Annotated in this window: 9 protein-coding genes; 1 reads left to right on the plus strand and 8 read right to left on the minus strand. The window is 42.0% G+C overall.

Features of this window, described 5'->3' with window-relative positions:
• Positions 1 to 12: 12 nt before the first annotated feature.
• The 8 genes from LPH68_RS18180 to LPH68_RS18215 form a co-directional block, all read right to left on the minus strand.
• Complete coding sequence (locus LPH68_RS18180) at positions 13 to 933, minus strand: glycerophosphodiester phosphodiesterase family protein (protein WP_008997516.1); 921 nt, start codon at positions 931 to 933, stop codon at positions 13 to 15.
• Positions 934 to 963: 30 nt separating this feature from the next.
• Positions 964 to 3,495: a glycerophosphodiester phosphodiesterase family protein gene (locus LPH68_RS18185; RefSeq protein ID WP_151923430.1), complete on the minus strand. Its 2,532-nt coding sequence runs from the start codon at positions 3,493 to 3,495 to the stop codon at positions 964 to 966.
• Positions 3,496 to 3,516: 21 nt separating this feature from the next.
• The gene (locus LPH68_RS18190; protein WP_009041181.1) at positions 3,517 to 4,863 is read right to left on the minus strand and encodes a RagB/SusD family nutrient uptake outer membrane protein; all 1,347 of its coding nucleotides are present in this window, start codon (positions 4,861 to 4,863) and stop codon (positions 3,517 to 3,519) included.
• 12 nt (positions 4,864 to 4,875) lie between these two features.
• Positions 4,876 to 8,295, minus strand: coding sequence for a SusC/RagA family TonB-linked outer membrane protein (locus LPH68_RS18195; protein WP_074708461.1), 3,420 nt, complete (start codon positions 8,293 to 8,295; stop codon positions 4,876 to 4,878).
• Between the two features lie 162 nt (positions 8,296 to 8,457).
• A complete protein-coding gene (locus LPH68_RS18200; RefSeq protein ID WP_004314735.1) occupies positions 8,458 to 9,438 on the minus strand; it encodes a FecR family protein in 981 nt (326 codons plus the stop codon).
• A gap of 67 nt (positions 9,439 to 9,505) precedes the next feature.
• Positions 9,506 to 10,102: an RNA polymerase sigma-70 factor gene (locus tag LPH68_RS18205; RefSeq protein WP_074708456.1), complete on the minus strand. Its 597-nt coding sequence runs from the start codon at positions 10,100 to 10,102 to the stop codon at positions 9,506 to 9,508.
• Between the two features lie 212 nt (positions 10,103 to 10,314).
• Positions 10,315 to 11,613: an outer membrane beta-barrel protein gene (locus LPH68_RS18210; RefSeq protein WP_074708453.1), complete on the minus strand. Its 1,299-nt coding sequence runs from the start codon at positions 11,611 to 11,613 to the stop codon at positions 10,315 to 10,317.
• 6 nt (positions 11,614 to 11,619) lie between these two features.
• A complete protein-coding gene (locus LPH68_RS18215) occupies positions 11,620 to 12,168 on the minus strand; it encodes an RNA polymerase sigma factor (protein WP_049703136.1) in 549 nt (182 codons plus the stop codon).
• A gap of 176 nt (positions 12,169 to 12,344) precedes the next feature.
• Here LPH68_RS18215 and LPH68_RS18220 point away from each other — a divergent pair, with 176 nt between their 5' ends.
• Positions 12,345 to 13,067, plus strand: a complete 723-nt coding sequence (locus LPH68_RS18220; protein ID WP_074708452.1) for a NigD-like protein — start codon at positions 12,345 to 12,347, stop codon at positions 13,065 to 13,067.
• Positions 13,068 to 13,248: the final 181 nt, after the last annotated feature.

Here is a 13,248-nt window from a genome sequence, read left to right on the forward strand (position 1 = left end):
GAAGTTTACATATTAATGAAAGACGTCTATCTTATGCTCATTACGTTTCTTACGGACTTGCAAGTATTCCAGTAAATAAGCGGTACGATCAGTCTGGATAATCGTTGCTCCAAGTTTATCTATCAAATATCCATATCCTTCATCCGGGTTTTCCAATGATTTGTCGTCATCATGTCCGCCTGCCATCGTATCCCAAAGGGTATTATACCAGATTTTACTTTTTCCTTCCAGCTTCGTCCTCACTTGTTGGGGGAGTTGACAAGTATCCGATTCGAACAACAATTCGAAGGCTACCGGATGAAGTTCTTTCATGAAATCATCTATTTGCTGCATAGCTCCCGGTCGATCCAAATGTACGATTGGCATATATATGATCCGGTCTAAATATTTTCCCAAATCCTTTTTCACTTCTGCAACAGGCTTTGACCCCTTCATGATGATCTGTTCAACGGTTCCGGTTTTCTCCAGAATGGGGAAAATCTCATCGAATATCGGATAAGCCTTATCCAAATTTACCATAACGCGCCCTTTAGCCGTCAATAATGCTTCCTCTAATGTAGGCACACGATGTTTGGTTCTCAAAGCAGCGCCATTCTTCAGACGGAGTGTACGGATAGAATCCAGTGTCCACTCGGCAACCTTACCTTTTCCGGTGGTCGTTCTATCCAAGGTCTTATCATGCATAAGGATCAACTGTCCGTCTTTGGTTTTCTGAACGTCCAGCTCCACGACGTCGGCTCCCAACCGGATAGAACTCTCTATTGCTGCCAGCGAATTTTCTGGTGCAAAGCGCCAATCCGCCCGGTGGGCGACTACGGTTACTTCTTTATTATCAGGATTCGTAATCTTTGCGTAAATTGCCTTCACCGGTTCATCTGCAAACAAGCGGAAAGGAAACAGCAAAATAATTCCTATTATCAGATAGTTTTTCATATTCATTTTTATCATCTATACTTTGGGGGATTATCTATACTTTTTGGATTTTAAATACTTAGCAGCTAATTCGGCATAATCAGTCTGTACGACATTAATACGTTTGTTTATCATGCCTACCAGCCCCGAATAGTTGTCCGACAACATGTTCGTATCATTCGCTCCTACGATATTGGAGAATAAAAGCCAACCTTTGGATTTAATGTCTTCCGTCATCGCTCCCGCAAGAGCATCCGAAGTGGAAAGTTGCATCATCTGCACATTGTCCGTGTAAGATGAAGCAAAATAGGTAATATCATCTGAAGCTTTTGCCATCGGATGCAGTAACAGAGTGCTGTTCGCCGCTTTCAAATCGTATGCATAATTACGGTTGTTTGAAACATAAAGCAGGACTTCGTTTTCCATGTCGAGTTTTTTAAGTAATGCCACCATTGTCGCTACGGCAACGTTTTTGTTGACTATATCCAAGTTAAAATAAACCTTTCCTTTGCCTTTCTTCAATGCGTCCTCTAAAGTGGGGATTCGTTCGTTTGTCAGATTCCCTGCTGCATCTTTAAGATAGAGCTGCTGTAATTGCTGATAAGAGTAATCTCCTACCGCACCGCTTCCGTTAGTGGTTCTGTCGATCGTATTATCGTGCATCAGCACCAATATTCCGTCAGAGGTGGGACGTGCATCAAGTTCGATCATTTCTACTCCTGCATTGATTGCATACTCTATGGAAGTTAATGAATTCTCCGGTATGCCGTCGGCTATACCTTTCTGCGTGTTCGCCCGATGGGCACAAAGCCAGACCTTATAGGAACTATCATCAAATAAATTCTTTAAATCGGTCTTCAGATTTCCTGTAATAGGCAGTTGACCGCCCGGTTCGCCGCCCGGATTCTCTCCCGAGCCTCCCAACTGTGCACTGGTGTGGCGGCTGTCTTTCCCTTTCATCGGCCATGCCGAAGCTGCACATCCGGTTATACCTTCATCTTCCAAAGCTATCAGGACACTCTTCGACGGATCTACCGTGTGAGTAACGCCAATATAGATCGTTCCATCCGGTCCGATTGTAGGCGAACTCCAGATTTTTCCGATACCCGCTTCCCAGTTATCTTTTAAAGGAGAATCGCTCTCGCTAATCAGTGCAGCCAAATCTTTTTTCAAGATTAGCTGTTCTTCCGAGGCTTCGGGTTTAATGATATAATAATTACCGGATTGTGTTCCAAAATGAATATTTCCGGCCTGATCGATTGCCGCACATCCACTGACGTCTTCCGGCACACCGTAATGCCATTGAACAACTCCATTAGGAGATAATGCAACAATTCCACCCGTGGCTTCACCCGGAGCACGTTTTACCGTTACAATGATACTTCCGTCCAAGCCTATCACAACCCCCCCTTGGTCTAGTGTTCCTACATTTCCTAACGAAGTACGCCATTTCTCAACCCCGTCGCTTCCAATAGCAAACGCACTGCTTCCTATACTCGGGAAGGTGGCAATTCCGTATATAGTGCCGGTTGCGTCCACAGCTACGGAAGCATTCATGTTTTCTGAAGGCTTATCATTTCCCGAACTATATATTTGCCATGCCCACATCACATTACCACCTGTATTCAGTGCAGACGCCGACGCGCCGAATAAGCCGTTCTTTCCACCAGCCCAAATTAATGTGTTGTTCGCCAATGCTATTCCGGCAGATACTCCCCCCGACGGGCCTCCGGAATTGTCTGCGTTTGCCACATAACCTACTCTGTAACCGGTATTCTTATCGACAGCAAGCACAGATCCCGTAGAGCCGCCGTTACCCATATAGATATGATTCTCTCCAATCGCACAAGTCAGATAATTAATACGAGGCTTTGAAGCCTGTCCTTTATTCCAAAATCCTTTTTCAGCATCTCCGGCAACGACCCATTTCTTTGTTCCATCGGGATTGATGGCATATACGCGCCCTATTTTGCCACTTGTGTCGCCTGTTCCTACATACACAGTACCGTCCGTATCAATGCTCGGAGTGGTATGCGTATTACCGGACGGAGAATCACCGTCAGCCGATGTCCATAAGTCGAACTCCCACAATTGTTCACCGGTAGCGGCTGAAAATTTCCGCAAATAATGGTCATTGGAAGTCATATATACATTATTATCATCACTGACTGCCGGAGCCGTAGAACGTATTTCGCCCAACACGTGGGCACCTACCCATTTCAGTTTCACATTGCCGACTTCGGGCAGAGGTTCAGCTTCAATCGTCAATAATTTATGAGCCATTGCATAATTTCCTTTACTGTCTTTCACATGCAAAGTCACTGTATATGCTCCATTCGTTTCGTAAGTCACTTTAGGAGCAACTTCTGTTGAAGTCTCTCCATTCCCTAAATCCCATTGGCAGGTATAATTACCTTCTCCGCCTACTGTCTCATTCGTGATACTGACTTCTTCGCCTACATAGTAGGTTGTCTTGTCAAAAGTAAATTTAGCTGTCAGCGCATTTTCCTTCCAATCATCCGAGCATGCTGAAAGTAGCAGCAAGCAGATAAAAAACGTTGTTACTATTTTTATATTCTTCATACTTTGTTCTTTCTAAGATAATTAATAGCCTTCATTTTGAGGGTAATTTTCCTCTCCCGCCAAATCGCGTTCCGACTGGGGAACAGGATAATACATCAGGTAGTTTCTACCGTTCAAGGAAGAAAACAAGTCCAAACGGTTGGTTCGCTTCAAATCATACCATCGTTGACCTTCTGCATACAACTCGCGGTGACGCTCATCAAGTATTTGATTCTGAAACTCTATATCAGTCATATTTGAAGGCAACAAGACGGTTGCGTAGCGTTTGTTCATAAATTCTTTTAATGTAGCCAACCCATTGACTGCTCCCAATGCTTCCGCTTTAATCAGATACATTTCCGCCACACGGGTAACCACAATCGGGGTTTGTGACGGTTGTTCATTGGTAACAAACTGACCGGTACTTCCATTCGGGAATTTAATAATACGGCTATTATCTGCACCAAATACTGCCTTTGCCCGTATATCCTTTGACTTTACGGCGGTATCATCATAAAGATGGCTGTAACATTCGGTAGAAGGAGAGTAATCCCAAGTCGGATCAATGTCATTGACCGTTTGGTAAAATAACAGCAAACTTGTACTACGCTTGTTGGCTAACGCAAAGACCAGTTCTTTGCTACTGCTATTAGAGACAAACGCCTGAGCATACTCAACTGATGTAGTACTCAATGCGAAATTTGACTTTGTAATCACTTTGTCGGCATAAGCTGCCGCATTTGTATAGTCTTTCAAGGACAAACATACTTTGGCGTGAAGCGCATCACAAGCACTAAGAGACACATAAAAACGATCGGTGAAATCAGACAGTAATCCTTCCGCTTTAGCCAAGTCTTCTTTTATAAAACTCCACACTTCGGTTTCGGGGGAAATGGGAACGACGTCGTAAGTGCGCTTACGCAAGATAGGAACTCCTCCCCAGCGAGTGACCAGATGATAATAAATCAAAGCTCTGAAGTAGTATCCGGTCCCTCCTGTCTGCTTCACAACCTGACTCTCTTTATTAGATGACGCTTCGTATGTTTCGACCAAGAAATTAACTTGCTTCAAGGCTGTGAAACATTTTTGCCACTGGCTCAAAACTTCTTTAGAACTAGGAGCCATCAACATGGGGTCGTTCATGGAAAATCCGGGACCTGCCTTGAAATTCTCGCCTTTTACATCACCATCCATATAAAATTTGAATACCAGTTCTTCCATTTCGGCATACACTCCATTCAATAACTTTTCCAAATCGGATTCGCTCAACATATCTTGAGGTATCTGATCTTTAGGTCGCATATCGTCCAGTATACCTGAACAACCCGTCATCCACAAAAGGCAAATGCTACATAGCAAATAGTTGATTATAGTATAGTATCGTTTCATACATCTATATTTTTAAAAGTTTAGATTCAGACCAAAAATAAATGTTCGCAATACAGGTTGCAACCCGAAGTCAACTCCATAATTTGAGTCTCCCGGGCTACCGGAAAATGATGTTTCGGGATCATAACCGGAATACTTGGTGAGAGTGAGTAGATTATCAGCCGAAACGTAGACTCTTAATGAGTTCACGCGGAGTTTCTTAACGACTGATTCCGGCAAAGTGTAACCCAAAGTCACAGTTTTCAGTTTAAAATAGGAAGCATCTTCCAAATAACGTGTTGAGGTTTGCACGTTATAGTCATAATCATACCCGGTATGTACTCCTATTCTTACAGGACGAGGAATCGTGTTGCTTGTGCCCTCTCCACGCCAGTATCCGTTAGCCACTTCTTTGCTTACATTAAAGTATTGCTCGACAGATTCGCCACGGTCGTTTACTTTTACATTGGATAGCGCCAATCCTAAATGGTCAGTACCTTCGGAACCGTTCACTCCCCGCCATGCCGACATCACTTTACCACCTACCGAAAATTGTCCGAACAATGACAAATCGAAACCTTTGTAAGAGAAGTTGGAAGTAATACCACCGTAAAAATCAGGAATGGCTTTTCCTACATTCATTCGGTCGGCGTCAGATATATCTCCGTCTTCATTATAATCGAAATATTTCACGTCACCGGCACGGACTCCTTTCGCATACAGTTTCGCAGGCACTTCGTCGTCACGCTGGTAGATACCTTCCATCTTTAGCATATAGAATGTACTGATAGGCTGTCCGTTAATCAATGCATGCATCGAACCTCCTAAAAGGTTACTACCGCTGCTGGGAACAATATACATATCATTTCCTTCGATGAGGGAAAGCAATTTGTTCTTTACAAAAGAAATGTTACCACCCAAATCCCATTTAAACTTTCCGGTGAAGATTTTACCATTCAAAGCCAACTCAAGTCCTTTATTCTCTAATGAGCCGATATTGGACTGTAATGTGGTATATCCGGTGGTTGCATTGACTGGTTTCTTAAACAGCAGGTCGGTAGTCTTTTGATAGAACATATCTATGTTTAAAGTCAGGCGAGACTGAAACATTTCTATATCAAATCCGATATTAAACTGGCTGGCTTTCTCCCAAGTCAAAGCACGGGCATCCTGCGAAATCTGGAATCCGGCAGAACCGTTGTAAGAAGCACCACCCGCACTAATCAGTGATAACGGAGCATAATTACTCACTCCTGCCATGCTACCTGTCATACCCCAGCTTAATCTTAACTTTGCATCATTGACGTATTTGTTTTTTGGGAAAAATTCCTCATTGGAGGCACGCCACGCAAAAGAAGCAGAAGGGAAATAACCATATCTCTTGTTCTTCGCAAAGCGGGAAGAACCATCACTACGCAAAGAAGCATTCAGTATGTATTTATTGTCCCAATTCAAAGCGATTCGTCCGAAATAGGATTCTAAGGCATAAGATGTATAACTAATATTTCCGGCGTAAATATTAGGACCTGCATTGATTAAATCAAAGTTGGAGGAAGGAAATGCGCCGTTAGCATAGTTATCACTCTTTGCCCCGAATTGTTCATACGTGTATTTCTCAAACGAATGTCCCAACATGACGGAGTAGATTAGTTTATTCCATTCATTGTTGTAAGAGAATATATTATCTATCACATAGCGGAAACTCTGGTCTTTTTGTTCGGCTAATGCTCCCCAACCACTACTATTTTTACGGGCATCATGCTTGTCCGACAATTTTTTAGATGTGTTGTCCAAAATACCATATACGCTTACTGTTGGTGTGTACTTAAATCCTTTGAAAGGAGTTACGTCTATACTGAACACACCAGACAGTTGATATTTCTTAGCTACCCAGTCTTCTTCATTAATCAGCATCACCGGATTGTGGCGCAAAATATCTGTCCCGTTCACTTTATAAGATGTTCCGTCTTCTTTATAAGGTGAATACCAGGGCTGCTCCTCACGAGCTGTACGAAGTACTTTCAAGCTGGTACTCGTTTCTTCCAATAAGTCTGAACGGCTGGCCGAACCTGCCATATTCATATTCAGCTTGAACAGGTTGTTTATTTTATGTGTGAATTTGGCACGCATATTATACTGGTCATAGCTGCTCTTATTCAAATATCCTTCTTGAGTATTAGCGCCTAAAGAAGCAAAGAAGGTGGTCTTTTCATTTCCACCGGAAATGCTGATAGAGCCGGTACCTGTTTTCGAGTTTTTTCTTGATATTTCTTTCACCCAATTGGTTTCCTGAATTTGAGAAGGAACATACAATTGAAGGTTAGCTCCCATTTGCACATTGTAATTATCAATAGCGGCTTGCATCGTATTCATATATTCCATCGAATTGGCCATTTCAATGTCGCTAGCCAGATAAGCGAATCCGTAACGACCGGACACCTCTATCTTCGTCTTACCTTGCTGACCTGATTTGGTCGTTATCAATACAACTCCGGCATTGGCACGCGAACCATAGATAGCGGCCGCAGACGCATCTTTCAAAACTTCCATGCTCTCAATGTCATTCGGATTCAGGTTGGGATATTTTTCGCTGGGGATACCATCGACCACATAAAGCGGCGAGCTTCCCCCACTAACGGAACCGATACCACGAACGGTAACATTCGGTGCTTCTCCCGGAGTTCCTGATGCAGAGGAGATATTCACACCCGCTACACGTCCTTGCAGCATTTTAATCGGATTATAGTCATTACCCTGATCTATATTTTCCATCTTTACTTTACTGATAGAAGTAGTGACTAGCTTTTGTGACTGGACTCCGTAGCCGACAACAACGACCTCGTCTATCATTTTACTGTCTTCCTGAAGTACAACTTTTACGAATGTCTGCCCTGCGGCAGAAAGGTCAACTGTTTTATAACCGATATAAGAGACGGTCAATATTCCCTTTTCCGGTACGTCTGCTAATGTGAACTTTCCATCAAAATCTGTAATCGTTCCGTGCGACTCACCTTTTATCACAATACTGGCACCAATGACTGGTTCGCCTTTTTCATCGACAACAGTACCTGTTATTTTTTTAGTTATCGATTTGTCCTGGGCTTTGCGAATCAATACAATCACATTGTCTTGTTCTTTCTTATACGCTAAGTCCATTCCTCCTAAAAGTTGTTGCATGGTTTGTTCAATCGTTGCATCTTTCACATTTAACGATACTTTTCGGTTTAACTCCGGCAGACTCTCATTGTAGAAGAATTTGTAATTGCTTACTTGCTCGATTTTCTTTAAAGAGGCTCTCAAAGAGATGTCTTTCACATTCACTGTTATTTGGGAATAAGCGGTGAAAGAGACGCTTAAAAACAATAGCAGACAGATAGCCCGCAGTGTTTTCCAGTTCTTACTTCTCCCTGTATTTGCTTGAGGGAGCTTTTCAAAGGTTGTTTTGTGCTTCATATATCAAAACTTTTAAGTTGTTTGATAGGTATACAGACTTCTATCCCTGCTCGTCCAATCGCCTATCAGACTTTAACTCTCGTTAACTTATCCAATTCAGAGAACAAAAAAACCATTCCTAAGTAGTGGGCTTCGGAATGGCTCTATTCTATATTTTTTCTACTATTTCTCTTTCAAAACAATCACCGAACCGTCCATTTCATAATAGAAAGGTGAAGTAAGCATCAGGATATTCAATGCATTCTGTATGCCACCTCCCGGAATGGTTCCGGTGAAATATTCATTAGGTAGTTTATTGGAGTCGAAACGAATCTCTACGTCATAGATGCGTGAAAGGGTTTTCATTATATTTTCCAAAGATTCTTTCTCAAAATAGATATTTCCTTTCGTCCATTCAATGTAGTCACTCGGGTGTACTTGAGTGGCTGTTATCTTATGAGTGGCTTTATTATATTCTATTTTGTCGCCGGGCTTCATGATATGCGACATTTTCTGCGCATAAACCCCTACTTTTCCTTCCAAAAGAACGACCGTCACGTCTTTGGCATCTTCATAGGCAGATACATTAAAAGAAGTACCGAGTACTTTCACTTCCAAATCCCCGACCTGCACTATAAAGGCATGTTTTTCATCATGAGCTACTTTGAAATAGGCTTCACCATTCAGTTGCACACGACGCACATTTTCTCCGAAGTTATTCAGATAGCTTAATTGTGAAGCTGAATTGAGAACGACATTCGTTCCGTCCGGCAATTCGATGGTTGCTTTATCTCCTTTATCGGCTTTTACTATAAAGGGCGCTCCCACTGTTTGCGAAGAATCTATAAGATAGTAGGTGAAGAAGGCAATACAAATGGGTAAAACGATGGCGGCAGCCCATTTCCAAAGATTCATGCGAATAGTTCTTGGTTTCTCTTTTCCCTGTGTCTCTTCTTTTCCCTGCGTCTGTTCTTTGATTCGGGCAAATAGTTTGTCGCGCAGTACCGGATTAATACCGGCATCCGATTTGGAAAATTCTTCTTCCCACCAGTTCTGTAAATGGCGGTCGTTCTTTATCCAATCGGAAAGTTCTTTAATCTCCGCATCCGTTATATTTCCATCGAAATACTTTTCAATCAGTTCTTTATAATATATCTTATCCATCTTCTTTCCTGCTTATTTACAAGTATACATTTTCATCCTATCTACTATCCAAAAACGTGTATTACAATTACATTTCATTAACAAAAAAGGCGATCAGAAGCGCAATTACCTTATCGTAATGCTTCATCAACTGCTCACGCATAAATTTCACCGCCAAAGATAATTGTGTGGCGACTGTACTTTCAGAAATACCCATCATTTCAGCAATTTCCTTATTCGTATAGTTCTGACGCTTACTTAAGATAAAGACTTTCTTTCGCTGTGCCGGCAATTCTTCCGCTAATGAGTCGATATAGTCGTTCAAGAAATGAAGATCAATATTCTCTTCTGTTTGCGAATCACGATCCACACTGCTTTTCAGCAGATATTCATTGTAAACATATTCAACGGTCTGACGTTGGTACATGTTCATCAGTAAATTTTTGGCTATCGTACAAAGAAAAGAAATAAATGAAGCGTTGGTATCGACTTTCTCACGTACTTCCCATATACGGATAAAAGTGGATTGCACCACTTCTTCAGCCATATATTGATTGCCGGAAGAAAGCCGCATAATGAAATTGTACAGTTTACCGCTGTACATATTATACAATCTTTCAAATGCTTGAAAAGAACCGTCTTTTAAATCGATTAATAAATGTTTTTCATCTGTAAAATTCACCATAGCTTAGAGTTTTGCAACAAAGGTATGCAACCATAGACCATTAACAGGTGACAATATTATTAATATTTTCTCAATTATCCGATTTTTATGAGGAAAAAGATACTAATATCAGGATAGTGACGCCATCCGGTCAAGATAGTGACGCTATCTAATCAGGATAGTGACGCTATCTTGAACGGATACCGTCACTATGTTCAGTAAGGTAGTTCGCATTAATAAGTCAAGCGGATACCAGCCTGTATATTGAAGTTAAACGGATTCTCTTTACGTATGGTCTGTATATCCGAACCGTCATCAAAATAATAAGCAACACCGGGTTCTACATAGATACCCAGACGTTTCGTTGCGTTCACCTGTGCACCTACCGCACCGGATACCGAGAATTGCAGAGGTTTCACCGTTTCTTTCTCGGAACCGAGCTTTCCATAGACACATTTCTCCACCATACCTCCACCGGAGACGTAGAGAGTGACGAGTTTCTTATCAAGGAAATTCCAGTTGGCACGCAGCGGAATACCGACATAATGAAGTTTTTGTTCTATCTGCTGATCTTCACCCGCCAGTTTCGCATCCGAAGAAAGCAATGTGTAAGTCAATCCCGTTTCGAGAGAGAATCCTTTGGCCAGTCCTTTACGGACGGACAATCCGAAGGAAATTGGTTGATGGTGCTTAATGTCGACCACTTGTTTTGCCTGACGCAAATAAGGCACTCCATCTTCAAAAACCAATGTCTGATCGTTAGGTATCTCCATCAGACCGTTGGAAACAGAAAGCATACTCACACGAGACATATAAGCATGAGAGCCGGCACCGACTTCTGTGGATGCTCCGCCCGAATTTCCGACCGAGAGTCCCATGGACCATGTTCCTTTTTGAGATGCTCTTTTTTCTGCCGGAATATGCAGCTTGTCTCTGCCGGAAGGGCGACGCGGCCTGTTGTTCGGCCGTTCGGTGTCCTGTGACTGTGTAGCCTGACCCACATTTTCACTGTCAACCTGCCTTGCTTCATTTTTCGTCTGTTCCGTCTCACCTTTGAGCATCTGGTCTTCCTCAATCACAGGATTATTTTCATTCCCTGTTACAGGTTCGTTGTTATTTTCTATTGCAGATTGGCCTGCATTTGTTTTCTGTTCTGTAAGATTCTTATCAATTTTCGCCAAACGGTCTTCACGAGCCACTGGTCGCAAGACGGGTTCTACGGAAGTGCCCTGCACATCCGGTTGTTGCACACCCGGCAACGCATCGGGTGTAGATGCCAATGCCGGAGTCTTTATATGACGTATTTCATCCGCGGCCGGTGTCCCCAGAAAATATAGACTTACCGACGAAACGACGGCTAACAATATAACAGCTGCAGCAGCCATCATCCATTTTCGATAAGGATATATTTTCTTCTCCACAGGAGGCATAAGTTCTTTCTCCAGTTGTTCCCAAGCGGAAGCAGGCACCGGCTCGGAATAATCCGCGAGCTTCTCCTTCAACTTATTCATCCACAATTCTTTCTCTTCCATCTCTATCTATCCATTATGCGTTATCCATTCTTTTACTCTTTTTGCCAATACACTCTTCGCACGAAATAGTTGCGAAGCCGAAGATTTTTCATTAATACCTAATTCCTGTGCGATTTCTTTATGCGATTTGTCTTCGAATGTATAAAGGTTAAACACTGTACGATATCCGGCAGGTAGTTCTTCTATAAACTGCATCAACACTTTCTGTGGAATAGCTTCTACATCAGAAGCATCCGGTTCTTCATATTCTTCAGGCAACTCTTCTAATGGTGCCGACTGATTGATTACATCATTTTTCCGGAGATATTGCAAAGCTGTGTTGACCATCACCCTTTCCATCCAAGCCCGCAGGGAGCCTTCACCCCTCCAGGTGAACTTGTCGAAGGAATCGAATATCTTTAAAAAACCGTCGTGAAGCAGATCCTGGGCTGTATCACGGTCGCCGGTATAGCGAAGACAGATGCCAAGCATACGTCCCGCATACTGCTCATACAGTTCTTTGCGAGCTTGGTTATTGCCTAGCCTGCATTGTTCCGACAACTCTAATTCTTCCATTCTCTTATACACGTGTTTAACTTATAAATGCAGCAAAGATAGAAATACTGCATAGAGAGAACAACTCTTTTATCACTTTTGTTTCTTTAACAGATTCAAATGCAATATTTTCTATCCCATTGCATTTTCACAATACAAAGGAACCATTTTATATAATCTAAAACTTAAATAAGTATATGAAGAAATTTAAATTCATTGCCTTTATCTTTGCTATTATGACTACAATGCCGATTCTCCAGTCATGTTTGGACGACGATGACAACCCGTCCGATCTTCTGGTTGTCAGTACCATCAATATGATTAGCCAGGATAGCAAGGAATTTTATTTCACTTTGGATGACGGGAAAAAGATGTATCCCAGCAATGCGCAAGGATGGAGTAATAAAGATTGGGTGGAAGGACAACGAGCTTTTGTGATCTTCAACGAGCTGGAAGAACCTGTGAATGGATACGACCTTAATATTCAGGTGAGAGGTATCAATCCAATCTTAACTAAAGACATCATCACGATGGGTGAAGATGACAACGACGAAGAAAAAGTCGGAGATGACAAGATCAACACAACTTATATGTGGATCAACAAGGATAATAAATATCTGACGATTGAATTCCAATATTATGGAACGCATAGTGAAGATAAAAAACATTTCCTGAATCTCGTAATCAACGACAAAGAAGAGTCTGCTCCCACTGCTGACGAAGACAGTGCGGAGGACGAATATATCAATCTGGAATTCCGTCATAACAGTGAAGGTGATTATCCTCAAAGCCTGGGCGAAGGATATGTATCTTTCAAACTGGATAAGATTAAAGACCGGATGGAAGGGAAAAAAGGATTAAGGATCCGTGTCAACACTTTATATGGCGGACCGAAAACTTACGAAGTAAAGTTTCCCTAAGATTATAAATCTAATGTAAACGTGCAAAACACACTCTTTTTTAATATAATATATTAATTACGCAAAAGAGGGCGGTAGTTGTGAAACTGCCGCCCTTTTATCTTGGGATATTCCTAAAATAATAAAATTTAAGGCAACTAATTCATTGCGAGTTAGTTGCCTTTTTTGTATCTTTAAGCAT

Origin of the sequence: Bacteroides sp. 1_1_30 (assembly GCF_020982715.1) — a bacterium.
In the GTDB taxonomy this organism is placed as follows: domain Bacteria; phylum Bacteroidota; class Bacteroidia; order Bacteroidales; family Bacteroidaceae; genus Bacteroides; species Bacteroides xylanisolvens.

Excerpts from the sequence above, each read along its gene's own strand:
- LPH68_RS18180 (WP_008997516.1), bottom strand. The coding sequence starts at position 933 with ATGAAAAACTATCTGATAATAGGAATTATTTTGCTGTTTCCTTTCCGC.
- LPH68_RS18185 (WP_151923430.1), bottom strand. The coding sequence starts at position 3,495 with ATGAAGAATATAAAAATAGTAACAACGTTTTTTATCTGCTTGCTGCTA.
- LPH68_RS18190 (WP_009041181.1), bottom strand. The coding sequence starts at position 4,863 with ATGAAACGATACTATACTATAATCAACTATTTGCTATGTAGCATTTGC.
- LPH68_RS18195 (WP_074708461.1), bottom strand. The coding sequence starts at position 8,295 with ATGAAGCACAAAACAACCTTTGAAAAGCTCCCTCAAGCAAATACAGGG.
- LPH68_RS18200 (WP_004314735.1), bottom strand. The coding sequence starts at position 9,438 with ATGGATAAGATATATTATAAAGAACTGATTGAAAAGTATTTCGATGGA.
- LPH68_RS18205 (WP_074708456.1), bottom strand. The coding sequence starts at position 10,102 with ATGGTGAATTTTACAGATGAAAAACATTTATTAATCGATTTAAAAGAC.
- LPH68_RS18210 (WP_074708453.1), bottom strand. The coding sequence starts at position 11,613 with ATGGAAGAGAAAGAATTGTGGATGAATAAGTTGAAGGAGAAGCTCGCG.
- LPH68_RS18215 (WP_049703136.1), bottom strand. The coding sequence starts at position 12,168 with ATGGAAGAATTAGAGTTGTCGGAACAATGCAGGCTAGGCAATAACCAA.
- LPH68_RS18220 (WP_074708452.1), top strand. The coding sequence starts at position 12,345 with ATGAAGAAATTTAAATTCATTGCCTTTATCTTTGCTATTATGACTACA.